24 protein-coding genes are annotated in these 25,165 nt (G+C 51.7%); 11 read left to right on the top strand and 13 right to left on the bottom strand.

The genetic code is table 11. The annotated features are described in order from the left end of the window. Window positions 1-76 precede the first annotated feature (76 nt). On the top strand, window positions 77-298 hold the full coding sequence (locus PEL01S_RS23095; RefSeq protein WP_127461983.1) for a hypothetical protein: 222 nt from the start codon (window positions 77-79) through the stop codon (window positions 296-298). Window positions 299-332: 34 nt separating this feature from the next. Here the strand turns inward: PEL01S_RS23095 and PEL01S_RS23090 are convergent, their stop codons facing one another. Continuing rightward, entirely contained in the window at window positions 333-761 is a 429-nt protein-coding gene (locus tag PEL01S_RS23090) for a hypothetical protein (RefSeq protein WP_127461982.1), read from the bottom strand. Between the two features lie 357 nt (window positions 762-1,118). On the opposite strand from PEL01S_RS23090, the gene PEL01S_RS23085 reads away from it, so the two are divergent. Next, window positions 1,119-1,715 carry a stalk domain-containing protein gene (locus tag PEL01S_RS23085; protein ID WP_127461981.1) on the top strand — a complete coding sequence of 199 codons (597 nt, stop codon included), beginning with the start codon at window positions 1,119-1,121 and terminating at the stop codon, window positions 1,713-1,715. A 136-nt stretch (window positions 1,716-1,851) separates the two neighbouring features. On the opposite strand, the gene PEL01S_RS23080 is transcribed toward PEL01S_RS23085, so the two are convergent. From PEL01S_RS23080 to PEL01S_RS23045, 8 genes are all read right to left on the bottom strand, one after another. Further along, entirely contained in the window at window positions 1,852-2,937 is a 1,086-nt protein-coding gene (locus PEL01S_RS23080) for a DUF1648 domain-containing protein (RefSeq protein ID WP_127461980.1), read from the bottom strand. Then, window positions 2,937-3,332: a GntR family transcriptional regulator gene (locus PEL01S_RS23075; RefSeq protein ID WP_127461979.1), complete on the bottom strand. Its 396-nt coding sequence runs from the start codon at window positions 3,330-3,332 to the stop codon at window positions 2,937-2,939. Before PEL01S_RS23075 ends, PEL01S_RS23080 begins: the two co-directional genes overlap by 1 nt. Window positions 3,333-3,557: 225 nt before the next feature. After that, window positions 3,558-3,980, bottom strand: coding sequence for a thiol-disulfide oxidoreductase DCC family protein (locus PEL01S_RS23070; protein ID WP_163768410.1), 423 nt, complete (start codon window positions 3,978-3,980; stop codon window positions 3,558-3,560). Between the two features lie 118 nt (window positions 3,981-4,098). Beyond that, a complete protein-coding gene (locus PEL01S_RS23065) occupies window positions 4,099-4,716 on the bottom strand; it encodes a sporulation delaying protein family toxin (RefSeq protein ID WP_127461977.1) in 618 nt (205 codons plus the stop codon). A 120-nt stretch (window positions 4,717-4,836) separates the two neighbouring features. After that, window positions 4,837-5,811 (bottom strand): sporulation-delaying protein SdpB family protein, encoded by a 975-nt coding sequence (locus PEL01S_RS23060; protein ID WP_127461976.1) that lies wholly within the window; start codon window positions 5,809-5,811, stop codon window positions 4,837-4,839. Continuing rightward, window positions 5,796-6,356, bottom strand: coding sequence for an SdpA family antimicrobial peptide system protein (locus PEL01S_RS23055; RefSeq protein ID WP_223275464.1), 561 nt, complete (start codon window positions 6,354-6,356; stop codon window positions 5,796-5,798). Before PEL01S_RS23055 ends, PEL01S_RS23060 begins: the two co-directional genes overlap by 16 nt. A 568-nt stretch (window positions 6,357-6,924) precedes the next feature. Continuing rightward, entirely contained in the window at window positions 6,925-7,383 is a 459-nt protein-coding gene (locus PEL01S_RS23050) for an NUDIX hydrolase (protein WP_255320153.1), read from the bottom strand. A gap of 11 nt (window positions 7,384-7,394) precedes the next feature. Beyond that, window positions 7,395-8,348 (bottom strand): nucleoside hydrolase, encoded by a 954-nt coding sequence (locus PEL01S_RS23045; protein WP_127461974.1) that lies wholly within the window; start codon window positions 8,346-8,348, stop codon window positions 7,395-7,397. A 96-nt stretch (window positions 8,349-8,444) separates the two neighbouring features. On the opposite strand from PEL01S_RS23045, the gene PEL01S_RS23040 reads away from it, so the two are divergent. Further along, complete coding sequence (locus tag PEL01S_RS23040) at window positions 8,445-9,083, top strand: Crp/Fnr family transcriptional regulator (protein WP_239551499.1); 639 nt, start codon at window positions 8,445-8,447, stop codon at window positions 9,081-9,083. A 23-nt stretch (window positions 9,084-9,106) separates the two neighbouring features. Here PEL01S_RS23040 and PEL01S_RS23035 read toward each other — a convergent pair whose 3' ends face one another. Next, a complete protein-coding gene (locus tag PEL01S_RS23035; RefSeq protein WP_127461972.1) occupies window positions 9,107-9,775 on the bottom strand; it encodes a thiamine diphosphokinase in 669 nt (222 codons plus the stop codon). Between the two features lie 152 nt (window positions 9,776-9,927). Between PEL01S_RS23035 and PEL01S_RS23030 the strand changes: the two genes are divergently transcribed. The 8 genes from PEL01S_RS23030 (at window position 9,928) to PEL01S_RS22995 (ending at window position 22,034) form a co-directional block, all read left to right on the top strand. After that, the gene (locus PEL01S_RS23030; protein ID WP_127461971.1) at window positions 9,928-10,872 is read left to right on the top strand and encodes an MBL fold metallo-hydrolase; all 945 of its coding nucleotides are present in this window, start codon (window positions 9,928-9,930) and stop codon (window positions 10,870-10,872) included. A gap of 191 nt (window positions 10,873-11,063) precedes the next feature. After that, window positions 11,064-13,388, top strand: a complete 2,325-nt coding sequence (locus tag PEL01S_RS23025; protein WP_127461970.1) for a helix-turn-helix domain-containing protein — start codon at window positions 11,064-11,066, stop codon at window positions 13,386-13,388. A gap of 173 nt (window positions 13,389-13,561) precedes the next feature. Next, the gene (locus PEL01S_RS23020; protein ID WP_108530348.1) at window positions 13,562-14,509 is read left to right on the top strand and encodes an ABC transporter permease; all 948 of its coding nucleotides are present in this window, start codon (window positions 13,562-13,564) and stop codon (window positions 14,507-14,509) included. 10 nt (window positions 14,510-14,519) lie between these two features. Continuing rightward, entirely contained in the window at window positions 14,520-15,398 is an 879-nt protein-coding gene (locus PEL01S_RS23015; RefSeq protein WP_036683427.1) for a carbohydrate ABC transporter permease, read from the top strand. Window positions 15,399-15,430: 32 nt separating this feature from the next. Continuing rightward, a complete protein-coding gene (locus PEL01S_RS23010; protein ID WP_063178805.1) occupies window positions 15,431-16,969 on the top strand; it encodes an extracellular solute-binding protein in 1,539 nt (512 codons plus the stop codon). A gap of 94 nt (window positions 16,970-17,063) precedes the next feature. Beyond that, a complete protein-coding gene (locus tag PEL01S_RS23005; protein WP_127461969.1) occupies window positions 17,064-19,097 on the top strand; it encodes a heparinase II/III domain-containing protein in 2,034 nt (677 codons plus the stop codon). A 49-nt stretch (window positions 19,098-19,146) separates the two neighbouring features. Further along, window positions 19,147-20,334: a glycoside hydrolase family 88 protein gene (locus tag PEL01S_RS23000; protein ID WP_127461968.1), complete on the top strand. Its 1,188-nt coding sequence runs from the start codon at window positions 19,147-19,149 to the stop codon at window positions 20,332-20,334. A gap of 20 nt (window positions 20,335-20,354) precedes the next feature. Next, window positions 20,355-22,034 carry an alpha-L-fucosidase gene (locus PEL01S_RS22995; RefSeq protein ID WP_127461967.1) on the top strand — a complete coding sequence of 560 codons (1,680 nt, stop codon included), beginning with the start codon at window positions 20,355-20,357 and terminating at the stop codon, window positions 22,032-22,034. Window positions 22,035-22,520: 486 nt separating this feature from the next. Here PEL01S_RS22995 and PEL01S_RS22990 read toward each other — a convergent pair whose 3' ends face one another. From PEL01S_RS22990 to PEL01S_RS22980, 3 genes are all read right to left on the bottom strand, one after another. Then, window positions 22,521-23,717, bottom strand: a complete 1,197-nt coding sequence (locus tag PEL01S_RS22990) for a virulence factor (protein ID WP_127461966.1) — start codon at window positions 23,715-23,717, stop codon at window positions 22,521-22,523. A 62-nt stretch (window positions 23,718-23,779) separates the two neighbouring features. Then, window positions 23,780-24,301 (bottom strand): DinB family protein, encoded by a 522-nt coding sequence (locus tag PEL01S_RS22985; protein WP_127461965.1) that lies wholly within the window; start codon window positions 24,299-24,301, stop codon window positions 23,780-23,782. Window positions 24,302-24,394: 93 nt separating this feature from the next. Next, complete coding sequence (locus PEL01S_RS22980; protein WP_127461964.1) at window positions 24,395-24,985, bottom strand: guanylate kinase; 591 nt, start codon at window positions 24,983-24,985, stop codon at window positions 24,395-24,397. Window positions 24,986-25,165 lie beyond the last annotated feature (180 nt).

The raw sequence follows: 25,165 nt of genomic DNA, 5'->3' as shown, positions 1-25,165 counted from the left end.
TTAAAATTATAGTCGTAAATCGCCGAAAATATGGTAAAATAGTCCTGATTTCATTTCGAAATGAAGGAGGACACCCATGAAAAAACTGATCCTGCTCATGATGAGCGCCGTGCTCGCACTCAGTTTCGCCGGTCCTGCTTCCGCAGCAACAAAAGTAAAAAGCTACACCAAGAAAAACGGCACTCACGTCCAATCCCATAATCGAACGAACAAAGACAAGAGCTTCAAGAACAATTGGAGTACCAAAGGCAACACCAACCCTTACACCGGAAAAAAAGGTACGAAGACACATAAGTAATAATCATGCCCCCTCTCTCTGAAGGGGGTTATTTCTATTGTTTATTCAGCAGCATAAGAATGTTGTCTATAGTTTCGCGATTGTTGGGCTCTGCCGATAATTGCTGAAAACCTTGTATTAGTCTTTCTTTATCGGCCAAATTTTTTTGACTAGCATAGAGATTCCTAAATTGATTAATAAGCTCTGACGTTGTGCCAGTTATATTGCCGGTCTCATGATTATAGGATGAATATTTGGATAATGCGTTTGCTTTGGAGGCATGTTCGATTGCGGTTAAATAACCGGTATAATTTCCATCGGTTACAGAATTGAGAGCTCCGGAAATTCTTCCTATAGATGCTTTAAAATCTAGATCAATTTTTTGCTGCTTATTATTCCAATTCATTTGATACTTAAACAAGTAAACATTTAATGCTAACGAGGCTATTAAACAAACGCCCAAGATGAGTTTTGACATTTTCATTACTTATCACGCCCCTTAAGTTGACGATGAAATCTAGTATCTAGTCTGCTGACATTATAATACAACCTAAGGTTACCCATACTAGGATAGAAAAAAGTATCGACACAACCACCCTCCGCCTTACTTTTCCCTCGATAAAACACCCGATAAACAAATACATAGTGTTTCTCCATGTAAAGTGAACCCATAGAGAGGTGCGATCTTCTAATAGCTTAAATTAAGCGGAGTAGGACATATGAAAGAGGAATTATACTTTGCTTCGCAGCAACGGATGATTATACAGATTTTGAAGGAAGCAACTTTGTTGCGCCAGTAACGTCAAACAAATGATACCAATATTATGGAGGTTGATACAAAATGAGGAAGTATGTCATCGGGTTTGTTTTTGGTACGTTTGTTTCTATGTCAACGATGGTTTATGCATCGGATGCCATTCAAGCGTTCTTATTTCCAGTGAAGATCAGCTTCAATGAGAAGAGAATGGACATGAGTGAATATAAGGTATTAAATTACGAAAACCATGCCTATGTCCCTATTCGATTCATTGCCGAAAATATAGGGATATCAATAGATTATAACGCGAACCTCAATGAAATTGCCTTAAAAGATGCCCCGGCTGTTCCGATCCCCTTGTCCACCATATTAAAAAGTGATTTTAATAACATTACGAAAATTGAAGTGAAGTATGGAGATAGCGGAGAAGTAGTAAAAATCAACGATGCACAAACACTCAGTGATATTTCCAGCAAATTGAAAGAAATAAAACTCCGTAAAAAAAGCGACCAATCCCGTGGTTTTGGCTATTTATATTACCTTACGATCAGCGACGGGGACAACAAGTTAACATATACTAACACCCTATCATTAGATGATGTGAATTATGAATTAACCCCGTTAACAAATGAGCTGGACAAATACATATTAGCATTAAGATATAAGGACAAGGCGAAGTGATCGGCTTTTAAATACGCTATGGAAAAGTATATGAAAAAGAAATTCCCCTTTAAGGTTGACCATAATGATATCCGTGACACGGCCAGCTTAAAGGGGCCTAATTATAGGTATCGAAGGTGTGCGATATGTCGGTTTTTCAAAAAAAACTAAAAAGAACAATGGCTCCTGCAAAAACTAGGGGAGCTATTAAGAAAACCCAACCGGTCAGCCGGCCCAAATTGATCGTGATTCCGACACCGCCCCTTTTTTCCACGAACAAAGCTGGATCGTTGCGATTTACATAGAACAATCCCCATTTCCAGTACTCATCTGAACCAGCATCCGGAAACACGTTATGGGCATTGGCTTCAGCCATAAGGGTTCTGTTTTTTTTCAAAACGATCGGCAAACTAATCAAGGCGGCAAAAATCAGAAGTATGGCAGCTATTAATGTCCAGTTGGTCAGACTGGAATCAATAAGCCCGATAATCGAAAATTGAACAGAAGCAAACAACGCCAGTGAAATTAAGGTGATAAAATGAATGACAGCAGCTTGATAGCGTCTCGAACTTCGTCTTAAATTATTGGTCGATTCAGACTGCTCCGGGTGAACCTGCCGCTTGCTTCGAATGATGGCCTCTTGCACACCCGCCATAATTAACACCATAAAACATTGAATGAGATTGAGTGCAAAGATGATCCCGACCGATTTTTGCGCTATTCGATCCACTTGACCGGAAGCATCGTAATGAATAGGAATCTGGGCTGGGATGCGGTCATAGTTCCAGGCGACAAACACAATGTTAGCAGCAATAAGCCATAACGGAACAAGATTCCACATTCTCGAAATCGTTGACCAATTATGTTCTGAAGTGTCTACAGCGATGACAGATGATTTTTCCACCGCCCATTGTTTTTCCTTCTTCAAACGCTTTACCCCGCTGTATCCCTGTAGGTAAATCAGAATGTGAACTACAAAGTAAGCGGGTATAAAATAAACTATGGAAGCCAGCATACTTATGACTTCACGTTGCACGCAAAGTATGGATAGCCCCATAAATAGGATTGCTGCGACGACGGTTGCAACACAATAATTACGTCTGATGGTAAGCAATTTTTGATGCCTTATTTGCTCCTTGGGAATCAATATTCCGAAAAAAATACCTGGCTGAGACCAAAAAGGAACTAAGGCATTAATGATAATAATCGGAAACCAGATGAAAAACAAAATTACCAAGGGCATTACTCTCCACCTCCGGAATTGACAATATCGTAATACACTTCCAGAATTGTCGAATGAATTTGTTCCAACGAAATGTCACGGTAAATTGCACCCGTGAGGATTGGCCGAAGCGCTCCCTTTAAATAATCGATATACCTCTCTGTGTCCTCGTACTTGCGCGTTGCTTGGACGACGACGCCCTTCCGGCGGTGAATCTGAATAAATCCTCCTTGTTCAAGAATTTTATACGCTTTGTTTACCGTATGCATATGGATGCCAATGTCGCTTGCCAGTCTCCGTACAGATGGCAGGGGTTCTTCGGGGCGTAGGCGGCCATTCACGATACCTTCGATAATGTTGTTTACCAGTTGTGCATAGATGGGAACTTCTGAGTCCGCTTCAATTCGAATGATCATCCCTTTGCACCTCCGAAATGAATTTCCCTGGTCTCTTCATTATTGTTGTAACTGCTACGTCTGTTATATATAGTATATAGCAGTAATGGAAATGTGTGTCAATACAGTGTTAAATTTCATGGGCGTATTTTTTTGGCATGATGTTCTATTCCGGATTAAAACGATGCCAATATGTAGCTTGATGCCGAAAGCTTAAATATGTAGATCATAAAGGTTTACATCTCATTATTCGCAATCGACAAATCTCTCTCTAAATTCTTTACTTGGTAGTTCACATTCATTTCGTCGGCCGAAGTAGGCGTATCGTTTTTTGGCAAAAAGCTGGTAAGCCCGATCTCTGAAACTCGCAGGAATAATCTTAAAAAAGTAAACGTACTTGATCGGTCCGTCAAGCCTCTTAAGAATACGAAGGACTGCCGTAGATTCTGTATAGTATTTTCCTTCTTCAACAAGCACGATAGAATCGATGCGCTCCAAACGATGATTAAATTGAAGCAGAATCCTTTGGGCAACCGGAGACTGCAAAGAAGCAAATTTAAAAACACCCTGACGGTCTCTGCGATAAATAAATTTAACCCACCCATTGCAAAAATTACATTCTCCATCAAAGAATACGATTCCATGAGATTCTTTTGTTACGGTCTGCATATTTTGGCTCCTATGAATCTGACTTAAAAAGCAGCAAGGGTTAATAGGCGGGAGAACATTCAAAAATGGCACACACGTAGTTGCAGTGTGTGCCATTTTTTTAAACTAAATTTGCTATTTATCTTGCGAACGCTTTAACTACGTTGTTAACGATCATATCTTGTTTGAGGGATGCATCGTGCGGAGAAGCGGAGGACACCCAGAAGTATTTACCGGCAACGACAGCTAAATAAACAGTAAATCCGCCAGCCGCATTGACGAGGGCAACGTGGGTTACGGCAGCCCCGGTTGTAAACACAGCGCCCAAATAGACAAGCCATCCCCAAGCCGCAACCGCGCATGTTCCTGTTCCTCTTCCGATATTAGGGTTAACTTGAAGATTCTTTACGGTTTTTTCAACGAGTTCTCCGCCTGTGGCTAATGCATTTCTCACCTGAAGGTGGCTTCCGCTATAAGCTGCCTTTTCAAGCTGGTCAAAGTAAGTCGGATCCAACTGCTTGATCTGTTGCATAAGTTGTTCGGTTGCGGCAAAAGCTTGTTGATTGTTTAACTTCACCAGCATTTCTTCCGGCCAAATGGAAGGGAAAAGTCTGGCTACTTCCCCTTGCCCAAAGACCAAACCGCGGAAAATTTGCTCACCGCTATATTTTTGTTTTGGACTTGTACCTGCAGCGAAAACTGAAGAACTTGTCATGATCAAGATTACTACCATAAAAAGCGCTAACATTTTTTTCATTCCGTTACCATCTCCTCATCGAATTTTTTCCACCCATTACTATTACGATCAGACAACCCGTGATTCAGGCCCAACATACCCTTCTTTTGGAATTACCACAGGGAATGCGGTACCTATGAACTACTGCATAGTACTCACCCCTTTCCCGCTGCTTGCCAACTCTTGTTCTAAATCCGGTGTTTTTTTGAAAGAAAATCTGAAGGTTTTGAAGGGGCGTAGTTGGTATTCGAATGGTACTAAATATAAAATTAATGCGGCGCTCATAATAATCGAAAAACTAATAAGGCCAAGCATGATAGCAATGAGCTCATGCAACAAGAGAGCTGCCGTCAAATAAAATTTCCAATGTTTTTTTGGGGAAAATAATGCACCGAATAAAAAAGATTGAAGAATGAGTGTCCCCCAGGTTGGAATAACGACGGCAGGCGAAGTAAGAACAGGATCGACTAGTCTTAAGAAAAAAGGAGGGAGTCCCAACATCGGATCTGTCAAATAATAATACACTGCGGTACCATCCAACCATGTCGGTTCAAAAAGCTTGGCAATGGTAGAGTGAAAGTATAGGATGGCAACTTGAAATCTGATTGCATGAAACGTAACAATCGCTATTAACCGTTTTGTTATCCGGGCATCAGATAGCGTGTCTACCGGTTTATTTTTTTGCCAGTGCCATTTTCGAGGGTCTGTTAAGGTAATTGGGAGCAATAAGAAGGTCAGGACGGTAGTCACTTGTTCCCCGCCATCCAAAGTAAGTGCGGAGACATTAAAACTGTACGCGATCCAGAAATGCAGAATGCCCGTGATTCTCGGACGCCAACCTGAAGCAATAACAAGCAATCCGATTACACATAGCCATCTTATAAGATTTAAGTAGGTAAAATCGTTCGGAACCGTACAAAATAAACTTAGCGTACCTTCACAGTTGGGATAAGTTAAAGAGCCTGAATAAGGGCGAAAAAAGACCCGAGCATCATTAATAGAAAGAGTTAACGCCGATGCTAATGCGAGCAACGTTCTCGCCAAACCATATACATTTGTCCAAGGATCGGTATTCCGGGCTAATCTATGTGCGTATGCGCCTAATTTACTGAGCATGCAACTCTCACCCTAACTACAGTTGATGGCATTTCTATGTTTTCCTCTCCGCTGCTCCAGGCCCAAGGAATCGGCTCCTGAAACACAAATCCAAGCTCTCCGCAAATCGTTGGATTTGGAGTTGGATTGTTCAAAGTTAGCGTCTTATCCGCTTTTTTGAGACATGAGTAAGGACTTTCTTCACATTTTTCTTTGGAAGTCTCGGGAATCATAGAGACAAGCAGCCCCGCCTCAATACCCTGACTTCTTCCAAACCTCTTGATTCCGAACAAATTTGCGGGCATATTATTAGGCCACGCAGGTAATAACGAACCATCAGAATAATCAAGGACACGAAATTGTGGCTCTCGTGGATTTTTGCTAAAAAAACCCCAGCCTTGTGGAAACCATAGAGCGATTCCCAAAGTCTTACCAGTCGGTAAAGTAATGGGATTTGTTGGCATAACGGCATGAATGGCAGCGAAAAAAATATATGCCCAAAACCCGGCAATAACCAAAAACAACACACCCCACTTCACGCTTTTATCCGGTGTTGTAGTATTCAATTCGCCAAACCTCCTATGTAATTGAACAAAGATACGATGATTTCTGAAGCACAAGAAACAAAGACGTGTGATAGATGAAAGTATGAAGCCAATTAATTAGTAGGACGGAACAATGAGATGAGGGAAAACCATAAGGTGTACCTATGGGTTTTTACTTAGAAGAAAATCTGGAGGGGGATCCTGAAGAATGTTGAAAGTCAGACTTCAAAAATGTAATATTGAGCATACAAGTCACTTTCATGCGATGATAAATCGATGAGCAGTTGTTTAAAATCCTCTGAGTTTTCTTACTTCGAAAGGAATTAACCTTTGTTTCAACCTCCTTTTTTAACTTATCTTTTCTATAAATTCCATTTTTAAATGATAATGACCATAATATACCATATAAATGAAATATTTGTTAATAAGAAAAACTATCTATTTTTTCGGAAAAACATCTGAAACTATTTATGTTTAATTTCATAATAATTCAGCAAAAAAGCCCTATATTTTGTAGAAATTTATCGAATATATTTGCGGAAAAAGACTTACCCCGCAACTTAAAGTTAACGGGGAGAAGCGTGAGTGTTCACATGTTACGAAACACCTCGTATTTCCATAGATCTCCGTCATACTCCGCTCCCGTGTAAAAGAGAGCATATTCCACAGGAACATTCGTCGCAAGCACATCATCCAGGATCGTCCGGATGCTGCTCACGACTTCCGGCGACTCCATGATCCATTCCTTGCTTTTCCAAGCCAATGTCCCTTCCGCGCATTCCGTCAAATCCCCTGTAAATTGATCGGCCACAAAAATGTACATGCCGCCCGCCTGATTCCAGGTGGCAACCCCTTTGAACTGAACAGACTGGAGGTCCAGTCCGGTTTCTTCCTTCACTTCGCGAATGACGGCCTCCCGGGGCGTTTCATCCGGCATCAACTTGCCACCCACACAATTCCACATATGTTTAAAGGGAGGTTTGTTCCTTCGAAGCATCAGAAATTGTTGATCTTGAGTAATAAAACAATGCACATAGTTGATCTTCATCATATCTTCTGTTACCTTACGAGCAAGCTGATTAATTTCTCTTTGAATAAACGATTGTTAATCGTTTTGCACACTTTGGCATTCGGGGTATGGCCTGCAAAGCCGTCAGAAATGGCCAGCTTGCTGCCGTCATTGAGGATCACCTGACCATAAGCGGCTTCCTCCATCGTACAGACGTAGCAGTAACACCATTTGTCTTCAAGGACGATTTCATTCCAGAGTACAACACCCATAGCCACGGCATCGGGCAGGTCAACAATCGGTTCATTGCATCTTTGGATGTTATATTCCAGCAAGGAACGGTTGCATTTCACGGAAAATACGGCTTCCGGCTTACCGCTTGCCAGCAATATATCCATATCGTCGCGAGTCAAAGCAGCCTCTCCTAAACAGACATCAAATCCAATAATGGTCATAGGGATACCCGAGCTGAGCATAATACGATAAGCTTCCGCATCGACATACACATTAAACTCGGCAACCGGTGTCGTATTTCCGGGGCCAAAGCCGGAAGTGCCCATCGTGTAAATATGCTTTACCTTTTTCATTGTTTCGGGCGCTTTTAATATTGCAAGGGCAATATTGGTCACGGGACCGATGGTGATAATTTCGATTTCGCCGGGGTTCTTTTCGACAATGTCTAGAATCGCATCCACGGCATGCTTGCTCTCCGGCAAAAGCGTAGGATGAATCAGATCGCAATCTCCCATCCCATCCTCGCCATGCACATTGACGGCGGTAACCAGATCGCGCATGAGCGGCTTGGCCGCTCCGACATAAAGAGGCGGCTTCTGCCCGTTCGCCACTTCGATGGTCATCAGCGCATTTTTGGTAGCCAATTCAAGCGGGACATTGCCGCATACGGTCGTGATCGCTTCGACCTTAACATCGGCTGATTTTAATGCCATAATGATGGCTACAGCATCGTCACTGCCGGTATCCGTATCAATAATTAATTTTCTCATAACTAAGACCTCCTGTTTTCGGTGTGGCCTTATTATATAAATCCAACGAGCATGAAAATAGGTCAAATGACCAAAAGGCAAAAGAAGGTGGAGCCCATGGATTTCAAGGAGATTGTCAATGCCGCGCCGGAGCAGCTCAGAAAGGAATTTAGGTATAGAACGCATAAAAAAGGCAGCCTTATCCTTCGGCCGCATGAGGAAAATCATTATCTATATATTTTAACCGCGGGTCAAGCGGAAGTATACAGACAGAGTTATGCGGGAGCGATGCTTTCCGTCTATATTTACGATGCGTATAGCTGCTTCGGGGAGATCGAGATTTTTAACGACCAAATCAAAACGCTCGGCGTGATTGCCAAACAACACTGCGAAACGATAGCTCTCCACAAAACCAAGGTGTACGAATGGATGAAGCTCGATTTTGATTTTAATTTATATCTCGTGAAGCAGCTGGCCTCCAAATTAATGCTGAGTACGGATACCGCGGCGAGGCTATCGCTGCTGACTTTGAAAGACCGGATTTTATTTAGTGTGCTAAATCATTATAAAATTGGCGATTTGGACTGCCTCACCAAGCAAATGCTGTCCAGCGAGGTCTGCGCGCCCATTCGAAGCTTAAATCGTTCCATCGCTCAGTGCATCCATGAGGGGTTGATCCATTATAAACATAAAAAATTTTCCATAGCTTCAATAGAAAAGGTTGAAAAGTACCTGGAGGACTTTACGCTAACATAAAGCGAGAATTCTAGTCCACATGCTTACTCCGGCTCCGCCTCTTCTTCATCCCGGCTCTGTATCACGAGCAGCAAGCCGTCCCGGATGCGGATGTGTCCGGCTTCGCCAAGCAGCACGTTGCTGATGCCGAGCGATTGTCCGATCGTCAGTGTCGCTTCAGTAAGCGGGTACTGGAACCCTTCGAGCGTAATTCCCGCGACCTCGATGCTCAGCGGGAGCAGCGATACATGGGTGAACCGGCTCCGGTTGACTGCTAGCGGCGCGCTGCCGTCCATCAGCATCAGCTCGTTGCAGGCGTCGGCAATGCGGCAGCGGATGCCAGCGGCCAAAGCCTTGCGTAGCAGATGGACGTTCGCGAGCGAATGGTCCCATCGCGTGCCAAGCACGCCCAGCAGCACGATTTCCTCGGCGTTTTGTTCGAGCGCCCAAGTGAAGGCCATCTCCGTGTCGGTCAAGTCTTTCCACACCGGATCGCAGGCGACGAACTCGCGGCTGGCCCGGCGTATCTCTTCAAGCTCCACCGAATCGACGGAGTCGAAATCCCCGAGCGCCATATCCGGCCGGTATCCGTGCCGTACCAGAAAGAGCGCCCCGCGGTCCGCCCCGACCAGCACATCGCCTGTGCGGATTTCCCGCAAAGCCCAGCCCCCTAGCCGCCCCCCTGAGAAAATAAGCACCCGTTTCCGTTCCATCTGTCCGCTGCCTCCTACCAAACTTAATGGAATCCATTATACCATGATCAAGATCAAGAGAATACGCGAGTGCAATTGAGATGAAGGGGGCGAGTAAGGTATAGTTTTGATAAAAGAACAGCTAAGGCTGGAGAAAAGGGAGAGGACGGCACTTGATCACTCGTCGGCGGTACGAAAATTTGGACGGCAGCCAAAACCGCAAAAAGCTGGCCCACCTGCGCCAATGGCGCAAAGAGCGCAAAGCGAAAATCAAAGACTTGTCCTACCGTGTGCCGCAGGCCGAACAGCGGCAGTTAGATTACTTGCGCAGCAACCGGACGCAGACGACCGCGACTTGGATCGGGCACTCGACGTTTTTGCTGCAAATGGGGGGCAAAAACCTCATCACCGACCCGGTATGGGCTGAGCGGATGGGGCTGGAGAAGCGCCTTGCGCCGCCAGGCTTGCGGCTGGAGGAGCTGCCGCCGATCGATGCGGTGCTGCTGTCGCACAGTCATTACGACCATATGCACCTGCCGACACTGCGGCAGCTCGCCCGGGTCAACGCCGGGATGCAGCTGTTTGTCCCGGCCGGGCTGGGAGCCAAGCTGCGCTCCTGCGGGTTCGCGCACGTGACTGAAGCCAACTGGTGGGAGGAATTCCAGCTCGGTTCGCTGGAGCTGCATTTTGTTCCGGCGCAGCATTGGACGCGCCGCACACTGTTCGATATGAACACGTCGCATTGGGGCGGCTGGGTCGTTCGGCCGACGAACCAAGGCGGGGAGCGGGACGCGATTTATTTTGCCGGGGACAGCGGCTATTTCCCGGGCTTCAAGCTGATCGGGGACCGCTTCCCGATCAAGTGGGCGTTGATGCCGATCGGCGCCTACGAGCCGGAATGGTTTATGTCCCAGCAGCATGTGAGCCCCGAACAGGCGGTTCAGGCATTTCTCGACTGCGGGGCCGAGCTGTTCGTGCCGATGCATTACGGCGCGTTCCGCCTCGCGGACGATACGCCGCGCGAGGCGCTCGACCGGCTGCTCGCGGAATGGACGCGGCGGCAGCTGGAGCCGGGGCGGCTGCGGGTGCTGTATCACGGGGAGACGCTGCGGCAATAGCCGGGCAGGGGGTGGAGAAGCCTTGCAGCCCCGGGGAGAGCCCACGCGCTCAGCGCGCGGGTCGTCGCCGAGGAAAGGGAAGTCGCCCAGCCGCCGCCCGCTCCGCGTCAACATCGAAATGAAAACGCATTCTTGACTTCAAGAGGCGTTGCCCGTTATGTTGAAGGTAGAAACGCGACCGAGGTGCCGCCATGCTCAACTATTTTATGAACCCGAAAAACGCCTTTTACCGCAAAAGCCTCGTTTTCGTCCTGTTAGTCGCCAGTGTGCCGACCGCGCTTCTGGCGTTTCTCACCTATTACGTCGGTGTCCGGCAAATCGAGCAGGAAGTGAACCGGACGCATGAGGTCCGGTTGGAGCAAACGGTGCTCCGGATGAACGACCAATTGAGCCAGCTCGAAAAGATGGTGACGATGTGGAAGTACAACCCGATGCTGCAGCCTCCGCTCGGCGATATGACGCTCGAATCGTTCCAGCAGGAAATTGTGTTCACGCAGAAGCTGGCTCGGACGCTGCTCGTCATGAGCAACTCCAGCCCCCTAATTCGCGAAGTGCGTCTGTTCCTGCCCGACTCGTCCTTGTACGTCTCGGCGCTGAATAGTAAAGTGGCGATACCGATCGACAATCCCGAAGAAAATGAATTTTTCCGTTCGTTATTTCTGAAAGAAATGGAGCAGTACTGGACCTTCTCCCAAGGGTCGCTGGCGCTTGTGCAGACGATTCCGGACCGTTCTCCCTTCGGGTATCTGCTCGTCCAGTTCAATGCGGCCGAGATGAACCGGCTGCTGCAAATGGACGGGGAGCTGCAGGGAGCGGCTTTTCTGCTGAAGTCGAACGGGGATTGGCTCGATGCGAACGTAACCAAGGAACCGGACAAGCACCGGTTCGAGTATTTTCTCCGCGACGAAGTGGCGAAAGAATCGGCTCAGGCGAAGTCGGGCTCGTTTTTCCGGGAGTGGAGAGGGGAGAGGTATGCCGTTTCGTTCGGTACGCTGGAGAAGCACGGCTGGCAGTACGTCTCCGCCACTCCGGTTTCCAAGCTGACGCAGCCGGTCGTCAACACCTCCCGGGCGCTCCTGGCGATGGGAGGGCTCGGGATCGCCGTCGCGGCCTTGATGTCGTGGATCGCTTCGCGAAGACTGGTCCGGCCCATCGCCCGGGTGGTGCAGCTGTTCCGCTCAGACAAGCACGGCTTGGGCGACTTGAAGGGGCAGGACGAGTTGGAGCTCATCGAACGGCAGTGGCTTCACTTGAACAGTCAGAGCAAGCAGCTGCACGAACGGGTTGAGCAGCATCTGCTTACGCTCAGGGAATTGTTCTTGTTCCAGCTCATGAACGACCACTTGTCCCATCTGAACGAGGAGGAGCTGCGGCACCGGATGGAGCAATACGGGTGGGAGCTTGGCGGTAAGACGTTCGTGCTCATGAATGTCCGGCTGCTCGGCTTCTCCAAATTGCAGGGTCGGTTCGGCGAAGGCGACGAGCAGCTCGTGACGTTTGCCGCGGCCAACGTGATCGGGGAACTGGCGGAGAAGCGGTTCGAGCAGTTCGGTGTCGTGAACGAGCAGGAGCTGTCCGTCAGCCTGCTGCTGCTCGTGCCGAAGGATGAGGACATGGGCGGCATGCGGAAGCAGCTGCATGCGTTCAGCGAGGAGCTGATTCACTCGCTTCATGCCATTTTGCATATGAATCTGTTGATCGGCTTAGCGAAGGAAACGGAGCTGCTGTCCGAGCTGCCGCGGGTATACGAACAGGTCATCCGCTCGTTCGGCTACCGGAATTTGAACGAAATGAATCAGATTCTGGACCTGGAAAGCTTGGTGGTCCATGACGCCCCGATTCTGTACCCCTTTTCCGCGGAGAAAGAGATGATCCGCCATATGCGTTCCGGCGACCGGGAAGCGGTGACGGGCGCGTTGGAGACGTTTATGAAGGAGCTGACAGAGCACGGTCAGACCGAGATGCAGGTCCGGCAGGGCATGAACCAGCTGCTCGGCACGCTGCTGCATCATATGCTGCTGTCGGGGCTTAGCCCACAGCTCCTCTATCCGAATGTCGACTTGTATGAGCAATTGAACCGTCTGCGCGAGCCCGATGAGATGGCCTCCTGGTTTCATGCGAAGCTAAGCGCGTACATGGGCGCGTTGTCGAACACGCTGAACGATACGCAGGACCGACTCATGCAGGAAACGGTCGAGAAAGTGAAGCAGTCGCTGACGGAGGAATATGCGCTTGATATTTCGCTGGAGACGTATTGCGACCGGTACGGCATCAGCTTGTCCAAGCTCAGCGCCGGGTTCAAGGAGACGACCGGCGTCAATTTCATCGACTATTTGACTAAGCTGCGTCTGGATAAGTCCAAGGAGCTGCTGCTTTATTCGAACGAAAAAGTGAATGACATCGCCTATCAAGTCGGCTACCAGCCATCGTATTACTACCGCGTGTTCAAAAAGCACGAAGGAGTGACGCCGACCCGGTACCGCGAAATGTTCCGGAGCGATACCCGCGAAGCTTAACCGCTTTGCGGGTTTTTTGCGCTGATCTGGCGGGATGTGCACTATTTTGCGGCCGACTGCACTTTTTTTACGGACGAAAAAGTCCACCTGCCGTAAAAGTTTACTGTTGCAACGGCTTTCACAGAGCAGATATAGTCGAGCTACAACATCAGACAAGCGAAGGAGGTTCGGACATGGAGCACGCGGTGCCGGATAAGCGGCTGTCCGTCAGGAAAGCGACTTTATTCAAAAAGCAGGCGTTTCGAAAGCACCTCTGGTTTTATATGCTGGCGGCCCCGGGCATTGCGTACTTTATCCTTTTTCATTATGTGCCGATGTGGGGCGTGCTGCTGGCGTTTCAGGATTACAGCCCGTACAAGGGCGTGCTGGGCAGCGAGTGGGTAGGGTTCGAGCACTTCCGGCAATTTTTCTCGGAGCCGACGTTCTTTCAATTATTAACAAACACGCTGCTGCTTAGCTTCTACAACCTGATTTTTTTCTTCCCCTTTACGATCGTATTATCTCTGCTGCTCAACGAGGTCCGGTTCAGCTTGTACAAACGGCTCGTGCAGACGGTCGTCTATCTTCCGCACTTCGTATCCTGGGTCATCATCGTCGGCATTACGTTCATCTTTTTCGGGCCGTCCGGGGTGATCAACCACTATTTGGGGCAATGGGTTAATCAGAACGTTCCGTTCTTGATGAGCAGTGAATGGTTCCGTCCCTTAATCGTCATGCAGCAGATATGGAAGGATGCCGGGTGGGGCACGATCATTTTTATGGCAGCGCTTGCAGGGATTAACCCCGAGCAGTACGAAGCGGCGACGGTCGACGGCGCGAACCGCTGGCACCGGATCTGGCATATTACGCTTCCGGGCATTCGAAGCACGATCATCGTGCTGCTGATTCTGCGGCTCGGCTCGATCCTGGACTCGAACTTCATGCAGGTGTTCCTGATGTGGAACAATTTCAACGACGACGTATCGAACGTATTCGATCTGTATGTGTACAAAGTGGGGCTGCAGCGGTTCGAGTTCAGCTTCAGCATCGCCGTCGGCTTGTTCAATTCGGTCGTCGGACTCATTCTGATGCTGACGGCGAACTTCGTATCCAAGCTGTTTAAAGAAGAAGGCCTATTCTAGGAGGGGAACCATGGGACTGAGGCTGCGGCGCATTTCCGTCTTTGATGCCGTCAATATGTTGTTGCTGCTTGTGCTGTGCTTGGCTGTCGTGATCCCGTTCTGGTACATGCTGACCGTCTCGCTCAGTCCGGTCAGCGAATCGCTTGGCGGCCGGTTTTACTTAATCCCGGAGCAGCTGAATTTCGAAGCGTACCGGTACTTGTTCTCGACCGACCGTTTCGTACGGAGCATCGGGAATACGGTCTACATTACGGTGGTCGGGACCGCCGTTAACCTGCTGGTGTCGATTACGCTGGCCTACGCGCTTTCCAAAAAAACGCTGCCCGGCCGCAAGCTCATGCTGCTGATGATGCTCTTTACGATGGTGTTCAGCGGCGGGCTTATTCCGAAATATTTGCTGATCAAGTCGATTGGGCTGCTGGACAGCTATTGGGCCCTGATTTTACCGGGCGCGACGAATGCTTTTACCGTGCTGGTCATGAAGACGTTTTTTCAAAGCTTGCCGGAAAGCCTGGACGAAGCCGCCCGCATTGACGGGGCAGGGGAACCGCGCATTTTGCTCTCCGTGGTCATCCCGCTTTCGATGCCGATCATCGCTACGTTTTCGCTGTTCTTTATGGTCGGGCATTGGAACGAGTTTTTCGGGGCGATCATTTATTTGAGCGATAATGCCAAATGGCCGATTCAAGTGCTGCTGCGCCTGATGGTCATCGCCGGTGAAGCCAACATTGCTTCCGAGAACAATCTGGATTTCGAGCTGGCCAGCAAGGTCGGCGACAATGTGAAGATGGCGGCCATTATCGTAGCGATGATTCCGATCGTCGTCGTCTATCCTTTCCTGCAGAAGCATTTTGCCAAAGGAGCCATGCTCGGCTCGATTAAAGAGTAACGATTCCAAGTCGATGAGAGGGGTTTTCTAAGATGAAAACGAAACAATGGCTCGCAGGGACATGCGTCACCATTCTGGCTCTGGGCAGCGTCGTCGGCTGTGCTTCCGGGAGCGGAACGAAAGAAGCGGGCAAACCCGCAGCGGGTTCGAACGAACCGACGACGATCAAGGCGCTCGCCGTACTGTCCGCCGGGGAGCCGCCCGTGCTTGAGAACAGCCAGGCGCTCAAGGAGATCGAAAAGAAAGCCAACGTCAAGCTGAATCTCGAATTCGTGCCGGGCGACGTATATCCGGACAAAGTGAACATTGCCATCGCCTCGGGAAGTCAGTACGACCTCATTTTGCTGACGGATGGTAAGGACGAGAAGTACACGAAGCTCGTCAAGCAGGGAGCGTTCCACAACTTGACGGCGCTGGTGAAGGACATGCCGAATCTGCAAAAGATTCCTCAATACACCTGGGACAACACGACGGTGAAAAATGAGATTTTCGGCATTCCGAGACCGCGCAGCACGCACGGCGGGGGCAATGCGAACTTCTTCCTCCGCAAGGATTGGCTGGACAAGTACAATTTGCCCGTGCCCAAAACGGTAGACGAGCTGACCAACGTGCTCAAGGTATTCAAAGAGAAAGACCCGGCCGGGGGCGGCAAGACGGTCCCGATGATCGCAGGTCCGTTCACGACGCCGTGGTTCGGATCGGTTAACCCGGTCGCTTTTGCCTTCGGACTTCCGTACTCGTACAAAATCGAAGGCGACAAGCCGGTGGCTTATTTCCAAACGCCGGAATATAAGGCTTATCTCGATTGGCTTCGCATGGCGTATACCTCCGGGTTGATCGATAAGGATGCCCCAGTGCTGAAGACCGGGCAGGTCAAGGACAAGTTCAAATCCGGCGTCGCCGGGGCGATGGTCGACAACGTCAGTATGATGAACGAGAACAATCTGGCCGTGATGCGAAAGACCGATCCGAAAGCGGAGCTGGTCGGAGTGCCTTATCTGGAGGGACCGGGCGGCAAAAAGGGCGTGCAGATGATCGAAGGCTATTACGGCATCTGGGTCGTTCCGACGAGCGTGGCGAAGGATAAAGTGAAGAAAATCGTCGAGTTCCTCAATTGGACCGCTTCCGATGAAGGAACGGAGCTGGCGAAGGCGGGCATACCGGGCGTGCACTATACCAAGTACGACAAAGAGTCCGGCGCCGTGGAACGCAACGAGGAGCAGAAGAAGCTGTATGACAAAGAAAAACCGATGCTGCTTGTGCTGCAGAACGCTTACGACAAATACATTTACGCGGATTCCCAGGTTCCGGAGATCAAGAAGGCGCAAAAAGATGTCCTGGACGGCTTCGATCAGGTCGGCGTGCCGAACCCGTTCATCGCCTTCGTGTCCGAAACGGCCAGCAAAAATCCGGATCATCAGAAAAAGCTGTCGGCCGCCGCGGTCAACTATGTGATGGGCACCGGCAATTGGGAAGCTGTGCAGGCGGAAATCGAGGCTTGGAGCAAAGGCTCGGGCGCGCAGATCATGAAAGAGTATATGGACCAATACAACGAAAGCAAGAAGAAATAAACAAGCCCGCCGTCTGCTGTGGCATGGGTGTATGGCAAGCCGGGGACGGATGCTCTCCGACCTCCGGCTTGCTGTTTAGGGAGGAGGGAAAGCGATGGATGGAATTGGCACGCCGGCATGGACGCAGCGCCTTCGAGCCCGGATGCGGGCTTGCGATTGGGCGAAGCGGGGTGTGGAGCAGTGGAAGGCGCGATTAAGCGCTCAGGTGAGCTGGCCTCCGGACATTCCGCTGCTCGGCGGAGGCTGGAGTCACCGCTACATCTGCCCCGACGACGGCTCTGCACTTATGCGCGTGGACCGGCATCATCACAAGTGTCCGTGCTGCCTTCGTATCTGGAGCGGGTCCCCGTGGGATGAAGCAGCCGTGGCTGAGGAGCATAACCGCTTCGCGCAGGATGCCCGGCTGGCTGCTGTGGTGTACGCGGCGTCAGGCGAGGCTGTGTATGCGCAGTGGGCGAAAAGCGTGCTGCTGTTTTACGCCCGGCATTACGACCGCTTCCCGCTTCACGATATTTTCGGCAAGGTGGGCGGGGAGGCCGGCAAGTACGGGGCGAAAGTCCAAAACCAGACGCTGTCCGAAGCCAGTTGGATTTATCCGCTAGCCCAAACGTGCACGATCTTGCGCCATGCTTCAATGCTGAGCGCGGAGGAGTTGGATGAAATTGAGGAACATTTGTTCCGTCCGGTAATCCGGGTCATCGACCGGAATCCGCGGGACCGCTCCAACTGGCAGACGTACCACAATGCGGCGCTGGCGGCCATTGCCGAAGCGCTTGGCGACGCGGGTCTGCTGAAGCGAGCGCTGAATGACGCGGCGAATGGGTTCTATTTCCAGATGGAAAACGGCGTCGGCGAAGACGGATTCTGGTTCGAAGGCGCGTGGAGCTACCATTTCTACACACTTGAAGCGCAGGCGGTGATCGCTTGGGCCGCCATGGGGTTTGGCGAGAAGCTGTACGAGCATCCGAGACTGCGCTCGATGTTTGATATTCCGCTGAAGGCTTTGCTGCCGGATGGCACGTTTCCTGCCCTTCACGACTCCAAGGTCGTCGATATTCGTTCTTACGCGCATTTGTATGAATGGGCGTATGCGCTATACGGCATCGGAGAAGAGATTGTGCGGAACAGCGACCGCAGTTCCTTGTACGGCGTGTTGTTTGGAGCGCCATTGGAGACGTTGTCGGAGCCGAAGCAGCCGGGGAGAGGAAATGCCAGGGAATCCGGGACGGTGTGTGATGACGCCGGGATTACGGTATTGAGCAAGCCCGGGATGGTCAGTGTGACGTGCGGCACAGGTGATGAGGCACGGGCGCTTCTCGTCGATTACGGGGAGCATGGCGAGTGGCATGGACATTATGACAAGCTGAATCTGCTGTATTACGCCAGGGGCCGCAGTTGGCTGGCTGACGCAGGTATGGTTCCGTACGGACACGAGCTGCACAAGGCCTGGTACGTGCATACCGTGGCGCACAACACGGTGACGGTCAACGGCCGCTCCCAGCAGGAGGCCTGCGGCCGGCTGCACAAGGCGGTGAGCGAGGCCGGCATCATCCGGATCGAGGCCGAAGCGGAGGACGCTTACGAAGGCGTCCGGCTGGACCGGCGGCTGACGCTGGCAGGCGGGCTGCTGGTGGATGTATTTCGGGTAACTGCGGGCGAGCCTTCGACCGTGGACTGGGTGATGCATACGCAGGGGAATCTGGTCGAAGCGCCGCCCGTTCGGTACACTTCTGTTACGGCGGAGGCGCTGTCGGATACGGACGGCTACCCGCATTTGCGGCAGGTGAGGCGTCTGGAAGGACTGCCGGACGATTGGATGCTTGAATGGAGCTGGAACGGAGAAGGCGGGGAAGACGAGCGGCTGCAGGTTTACGGCTTGGCCGAGCCGCGAGGCGTCAGCATCTATTTGGCCGAATCGCCGTTCATGCCCCCTGTTCAAGTCCGCAGCGCCTGCATTCGCAGGGTGCTGTCGTGCACCCGCGCGGCGTTTGTTACCGTCTTCCGGGCTTGCCGGAAAGGCGATGCCCCGCTCTCGCTCCGACTAATCGGCGATCCGTCAGACAGTGAGGGTCTATTGCTCGAAGTGAGGGACGGAGAGCAGGGCGAGGCGATGCTGTGGACCGTATGAGCCCGTTTTAAGTTGGAAACGGAAACGCAAGAAGAATGAGGAGGCTGCCATGAAACAAGTCGTCGACGAAGGGCTGAAAGCCCGGCATCGCTACGCGGAACCGCCCGCAGCGCGGCGGGACGATTGGGAGCGTGCCGTACAATACGTGCTGGCGCAAATCGACCGCAATCTGGAGACGTTCGCGCTGCAATTTCCGTCGCCTGCAAGCGAGGGGAACGTGTACAAGCCGATCGGCAATACCGAGTGGACGTCCTCCTTTTGGACGGGAATGCTGTGGCTGGCCTACGAGATGACCGGTCACGATCGTTACCGCCGGGCAGCGGAAGCGCAGCTCGACAGTTACCGGGAACGGGTCGAGCGAAGAATCGCAACCGAGACGCACGACCTCGGCTTCTTGTACTCGCTGTCTTGCGTAGCGGCCTATAAATTGACCGGAAACGAACAGGCCAAGGAAACGGCGCTTCAAGCCGCCGATTTGCTGATCGGGCGTTATTTTGAGAAGGCGGGCATCATTCAGGCGTGGGGTAATTTAAACCAACCGAACCAGCGGGGGCGGATGATTATCGATTGTCTTATGAATTTGCCCTTGCTGTACTGGGCAACAGAGACGACGGGCAATCCGGAATACCGCCGGATCGCCATTAATCATGCCACACAAGCGGCGGCGCACATCATCCGCGAAGATGCTTCAAGCTATCATACATTCTACATGGACGTGGATACGGGACAGCCAAGATATGGAAAAACGTCGCAAGGCTTCTCCGACGATTCGTGCTGGTCGCGCGGGCAGGCGTGGGCCATTTACGGTTTTCCGCTCAGCTACAGCTATACGCGGGATGATTCGTATCTCGCTATCGCGCAAAAGACGGCCAACTTCTTTTTAAACCGGCTGCCCGACGATTCGGTGTGTTATTGGGATTTGATCTTTACGGACGGGCCGGAGGAGCGGGACAGCTCGGCAGCGGCCATCGCCGCTTGCGGCTTGCTCGAATTGGCCAAGCATCTGCCATTGTCTAATGAATACAAGCGGGCCTACGAGAATGCCGCTCTGGGGATGCTGGACTCGCTGGCGCGGCGGTATACGACGGCCGGGGTTCCGCATTCGAACGGCATCCTGCTTCATGCGGTCTACGGCAAACCTTTGGGCAACGGGATCGACGAATGCTGCATCTGGGGCGACTATTACTATTTCGAAGGGCTTGTTCGGGTGTTGAAAGACTGGAAACTATATTGGTAGAAGCGAGAGGTAGATGCGCGATGACGGTGACAAGCGGTGAGGACAAAATCAAATGGTGGAAGGACGCCAAATTCGGCATGTTTATCCACTGGGGCTTGTATGCGGCTTTGGGCCGGGGCGAGTGGGTCATGTACGAATTGAACATTCCGGTTCGCGATTACGAGCGGCTTGCGGAGACGTTCAATCCTGTTCGCTTCAATGCCAAGACATGGGTAGGGCTGGCCAAAGCGGCAGGCATGAAATATATCGTCATCACGGCGAAGCATCACGACGGGTTCGCCATGTTCCGTTCGCAGGCGGAGCCGTTCAACATTGCAGATGCTACGCCGTTCGGGCGCGATCCGATGCGGGAGCTGGCTGAGGAATGCCGCGAGCAGGGCATTGTGCTGTGCTTCTATTATTCCCACGTCATTGACTGGCATCATCCGCACGCCGTGCATAACAAATACAATAACGTGTGGGATTATGACACGGAATCGAAGCATTTTCCGACGTATTGGAACGGACTGGCCAAGCCTCAAATCCGGGAGCTGCTTACCCAATACGGACCTGTCGGTCTGCTCTGGTTCGATACGGCGGGCGGGCTGTCAAAAGAGGATAGCGAGGAGCTCGTGGAGCTTGTGCGAAGCCTCCAGCCAGACTGCCTGATCAACAGCCGGGTCAGTCATTACCCGGGCATGGGGGACTACCAGTCGAAGGGTGACAATGAAATTCCGATGTACGGCGAAGACTCCCGCGCATGGGAGACGCCGATGACATTGAACCAATCGTGGGGCTTCAGCACGAAGGATCAGGTCTGGAAACAGCCGGAAGCCATCATCCGAAAGTTGGTTCACATTGTGAGCAAGGGAGGCAATCTCTTGCTCAATGTCGGGCCGGACGCCGGAGGGCTTATCCCGGATTTGTCCGCCGAAAGGTTACGCGAGGTGGGGGCTTGGCTGAGCGTTCATGGGGAAGCGGTGTACGGCGCGGCGGCCAGTCCTTTTCCGTACGAAATGGAATGGGGCTCCGTTACCGTGAAGCCCGGCCGCGTCTATCTGCATCTGACAAGCGACGACTGGCAGAGCGAACTGTGCTTGTATGGGCTCAAAAACAAAGTCAACCAAGCTTATGTGCTAAGCGATCCAAGCCGAACGCCGCTTGAGACCGCACAAAGCTATGATGCCGAATTGGATCATCACACGCTGGCGATCAGATTGCCGGACAAGCCGGCCAATGATTGCATGACGGTCATCGCCGTAGACATCGAAGGAGAGCTTTCCGTCGATACGCGTGTAAGCCAGCAGCCGTCCGGCCATGTGAAGCTGGAATGGGCCAACGGCCGCATTGATGCGGATGCGAAAACGGTAGAGTGGAGCTTTCAAATCGTCGCCCCAGGCACCTTTGATCTTGAGCTTGTCTGTTTTCAGAAGGAAGGCGCTTCATGGGACGAAGCGTTTCGGGAAGGTGTCGAAGCGGCCTCAGGGAACCAGCGGATCACGGCGCAGCCGAAGCCGGATCAGGTAATCAAAAATTCCACAGCCTGCCAACACCCGTACAGCGAAGTCCATTCGCATCTCGGAACGATCGTCTTCGACCGGCCGGGCACGTGCACGCTTTCGCTTCGCTCTGCGCTGATCCGTCCCAAATCCGGATTCACGGAAATATGGCAGGCCGATCCGGTGAAGCTGCGGGCTGTGAAGCTGGTCAAACGGCAATAGCTTGCTGTCATGAAAAAAGTGTTTTATTGAAGGCATGCCATTGGAGACTTATATATGAAACCGCATACTGCGGTATTGATCGGTTCAACAAGCCTTGCGTGCGCGTAAGCTTGTACGGCTCGCTTATGCACTTTCATACCGCTCAGTCCCGAAGGGGCGATCGATTATTTCATTGACGGCCATCCGAAAGTGCCGACTTGTCCTTACTTGGCGCTGAGATTTTATTTGGGTGCAGGAAAAAGCTGGGTCAGGAAATTTATGGAGGAGCTGACGCGGGAAAAAATTGTGCGCGGGCTGAAGGAAACGACTACGGCTGATGTGTAAACAAATTCGGGTTGGAGCCATCGCATTGCATTTGCGGAAGAGGAATCAAAGTTCCGTCAAGGCAGATCGATTGAGCCTGACGCCTATTACAAGCGAGTAAGTTTGATTCGATGGCAAAAGGCCAAGCCTCCGGTGGTTATCCGTTGGCTTGGCCTTTGTCGTTCATACATTCTCATTGCGTCGGGCCATCTGCTGCCATACCGATCCGACAGCCGCTTGGCCGCCCTCGATGCGTTCCAGCGCCATGCGCACCTGCATCCGCACTTCAAACTCCGGGTCGTCCTGAGCCGCTCGCAGAGCTTGTATCGCTCCTTCGTCGCCCACTTCATAGAGGAAGCGGGCTGCCCGCCAGCGCACCAGCTTATTGGAATCCTGCAAAGCTCCGATCATCGCATCCTGTGCTGCAGGGTCCCCGATATCCGACAGCGTATCCCCTGCGGTCCGGCGGACGGATGAGGAAGAGTCGCGTAAAGCACGGTACAGGTAGGGAAGCACATGCGGTTCTTTCAAATCTCCCAAATAGACGGTAGCCAAGCGCCGGACCGTCGAACGTTCGTCCTCCAGACCTTTGAGCAGCAGCGGCAGCGTTTCGTCGGAGGGCTTGATCTGCTCCAGCGCCGCATATCGCTGCTTCCAATCGGGGTCTTGGAGCTTTCGCTCGGTTTCTTCATAGCTCAATGTCGTACGGCCGGAAGCCGCCAGCTCCTTCACGTCGCCTTGAGCCGGACCCTGCTCGGCTTGGGCAATCAGTCGCTCAAGCTGTTCGTCACTGTAGGCGGCGTCCAGCTCCTGAACGACTTCGTCCAAGACATCCTGAAGCTCGCCGTAGCGCGTATCCCAATCGTCCAAGGAACGCTCTTTGATCAGGTTCGGCGCGGCTGCCGCACCGCGGATGGCGGCGTCGCTGAACCGTTGAGGCAGGGCGGCCCGCCGTTCTTCCGCACCATTCGTTACCCGGACCTGCAGCGGGATGCCGCGAAAATGCTGCAAAAGCACTTTGACTTCGCCGAATGTCGCATCGGTTGTTTCCGCCGGGCTGTCCGGGGAAGCGGGTTTTTGTGCAGCGGCATCCGTCTGGTTTTGTGCTGCGCTGGACGAAGTGACGCCCAGGATGTCCCGGACTTCAGCGAGAATGTGCTGCCAGTCGCCCTTGGCTGTCCGGTCCAAGGCGATAAAATCCGCTGCGCGGTACAAGCTTTTGACGCCATCAATGGCAAGCAGTTGTCGAAGCTGAGGATCTGCCAGTTGGCCGGCTTGCTCACGGTTGAACGTTTCGCGAACGTCTTTGGGCAAGGAAGTATCCAAATTGATTTTCATGGTATTCGGGCTGGGCGTCGGTTCGATCGAGAGAATAGGCATGGTCATAGCCTCCTGTCTGCCTGGTTGTTGGGATTTTTGATGCTTTCCGTGCAGGTCGGAAATTATGACTGCGCCGCGAGGTACCGTTCTTGGATGACTCGAACGTGGTGAAGCTCGTGTCCCGCGATAATGTAGGCCAGGGCCCGCACGGATGTATTACAGCCTGCCGCCGTTCCTTGACGCAGCCAGGCTTCCGGACGCAAGCCCGCAAGTAGGGTCGACGTCGCCTGCCGGACTGCCGTGAATTCTTCCAACAGAGGAGTAAGCGGCAGGTCGTCGAATTTTGCGCCGGAAACGTAGAGATGCTCGTCCATAGATGGGAACGGGGTCTGATCGCCACGCGCAATGCACAGCAAGCGGTAGCTTAAGACTCGCTCGGTATCTATGACATGTCCGAGCACTTCTTTCAGACTCCATTTGCCTTCGGCATAACGAAAGAGGGCTTGTTCCTCGGTCAGCGAGTGGAGCAGCTCGATTGATGCTTTCAGTTGGGCACGGAGCAGTTCCTGAATATCCCCATCGGGAACCTGCGCAATATACTCCTGATAGTGCGCTCCATATTCTGTCGTTTCGGGTCTGTTCATTCGTTCGGGTTCTCTCCTCCGGTTGAATAAAAAGGACCGACGCTCTCGAAAGAGCAGGCCGGTCTCTTGTCTGAATTAGCTTGGTTGTTACTCTTAATCCAGGTCAAGCAAATTGCGGTGCAGGTAGTTGCCGTCCAACGCTTTGGTCAGATCAAAGACGGTGTGTGCCAGATCCAAATTTTCGAACGTGTGCTCACAGGAGTCTTTATACGCCATTTCTTCCTCGTAATGGGACATATAGCGGTCGATCAGCTCGGGGGAATCCCCGCGCTCCTTCTCGCGGCGCTTGACCGTATCCCGATCGGCGTAAATGAAGATTCGCACGACTCGATCGCCATACAGGGACTTCAGGGTTTCCGCGCCTTGACGGTTCAAGATCAAGTAGACGGCCCCGTGCTTTTGGACCATGTCGGCTACGTCGGATTCTTTGACCCCGTACCGGTTCCCGTCCAGTTCGATCACTTCGATGAACTCCCGGTTTGTTTCGGCTTCCTCAAATTGCTTCCGAGCGACGAAATGGTAATCTTGCCCGTCGACCTCCGAAGAGCGGGGAGGGCGGGTCGTGTACGAAATTACCTGTTTGATGCCGAGTGTGCTACCGGACATCTGAGCGACGGTTCGACGACCGGCCCCATTCGGACCCGTGAATACAAAAATGAGTTCCTTGTCTTTCAGTTCGTACATAGAAACCCTCCTTCATTTGGGAAGTGCAGTTCCTTGCCGAGTGCTATCCTTTATTTTACATGGTTTCTCAGACGAGGTAAAGATGCTCTTGAAAGCGTTTCAGCGCTTCCGCTGCCTGCCGGCTCCGCCGCCGCGCCGCCCGCGCGCCGCTCCCGCATCTGCGCCGCTACGCTGGCCGCG

The sequence above is a fragment of the Paenibacillus elgii NBRC 100335 genome (assembly GCF_004000865.1).
In the GTDB taxonomy this organism is placed as follows: Bacteria; Bacillota; Bacilli; order Paenibacillales; family NBRC-103111; genus Paenibacillus_G; species Paenibacillus_G elgii.
This window is presented reverse-complemented; position numbering and strand designations above follow the sequence as displayed.

Bases quoted from the DNA above. Each gene is read 5' to 3' on its own strand.
- PEL01S_RS23095 (WP_127461983.1), top strand. From the start codon at position 77: ATGAAAAAACTGATCCTGCTCATGATGAGCGCCGTGCTCGCACTCAGT.
- PEL01S_RS23090 (WP_127461982.1), bottom strand. From the start codon at position 761: ATGAAAATGTCAAAACTCATCTTGGGCGTTTGTTTAATAGCCTCGTTA.
- PEL01S_RS23085 (WP_127461981.1), top strand. From the start codon at position 1,119: ATGAGGAAGTATGTCATCGGGTTTGTTTTTGGTACGTTTGTTTCTATG.
- PEL01S_RS23080 (WP_127461980.1), bottom strand. From the start codon at position 2,937: ATGCCCTTGGTAATTTTGTTTTTCATCTGGTTTCCGATTATTATCATT.
- PEL01S_RS23075 (WP_127461979.1), bottom strand. From the start codon at position 3,332: ATGATCATTCGAATTGAAGCGGACTCAGAAGTTCCCATCTATGCACAA.
- PEL01S_RS23070 (WP_163768410.1), bottom strand. From the start codon at position 3,980: ATGCAGACCGTAACAAAAGAATCTCATGGAATCGTATTCTTTGATGGA.
- PEL01S_RS23065 (WP_127461977.1), bottom strand. From the start codon at position 4,716: ATGAAAAAAATGTTAGCGCTTTTTATGGTAGTAATCTTGATCATGACA.
- PEL01S_RS23060 (WP_127461976.1), bottom strand. From the start codon at position 5,811: ATGCTCAGTAAATTAGGCGCATACGCACATAGATTAGCCCGGAATACC.
- PEL01S_RS23050 (WP_255320153.1), bottom strand. From the start codon at position 7,383: ATGAAGATCAACTATGTGCATTGTTTTATTACTCAAGATCAACAATTT.
- PEL01S_RS23045 (WP_127461974.1), bottom strand. From the start codon at position 8,348: ATGAGAAAATTAATTATTGATACGGATACCGGCAGTGACGATGCTGTA.
- PEL01S_RS23040 (WP_239551499.1), top strand. From the start codon at position 8,445: ATGGATTTCAAGGAGATTGTCAATGCCGCGCCGGAGCAGCTCAGAAAG.
- PEL01S_RS23035 (WP_127461972.1), bottom strand. From the start codon at position 9,775: ATGGAACGGAAACGGGTGCTTATTTTCTCAGGGGGGCGGCTAGGGGGC.
- PEL01S_RS23025 (WP_127461970.1), top strand. From the start codon at position 11,064: ATGCTCAACTATTTTATGAACCCGAAAAACGCCTTTTACCGCAAAAGC.
- PEL01S_RS23020 (WP_108530348.1), top strand. From the start codon at position 13,562: ATGGAGCACGCGGTGCCGGATAAGCGGCTGTCCGTCAGGAAAGCGACT.
- PEL01S_RS23015 (WP_036683427.1), top strand. From the start codon at position 14,520: ATGGGACTGAGGCTGCGGCGCATTTCCGTCTTTGATGCCGTCAATATG.
- PEL01S_RS23010 (WP_063178805.1), top strand. From the start codon at position 15,431: ATGAAAACGAAACAATGGCTCGCAGGGACATGCGTCACCATTCTGGCT.
- PEL01S_RS23005 (WP_127461969.1), top strand. From the start codon at position 17,064: ATGGATGGAATTGGCACGCCGGCATGGACGCAGCGCCTTCGAGCCCGG.
- PEL01S_RS23000 (WP_127461968.1), top strand. From the start codon at position 19,147: ATGAAACAAGTCGTCGACGAAGGGCTGAAAGCCCGGCATCGCTACGCG.
- PEL01S_RS22995 (WP_127461967.1), top strand. From the start codon at position 20,355: ATGACGGTGACAAGCGGTGAGGACAAAATCAAATGGTGGAAGGACGCC.
- PEL01S_RS22990 (WP_127461966.1), bottom strand. From the start codon at position 23,717: ATGCCTATTCTCTCGATCGAACCGACGCCCAGCCCGAATACCATGAAA.
- PEL01S_RS22985 (WP_127461965.1), bottom strand. From the start codon at position 24,301: ATGAACAGACCCGAAACGACAGAATATGGAGCGCACTATCAGGAGTAT.
- PEL01S_RS22980 (WP_127461964.1), bottom strand. From the start codon at position 24,985: ATGTACGAACTGAAAGACAAGGAACTCATTTTTGTATTCACGGGTCCG.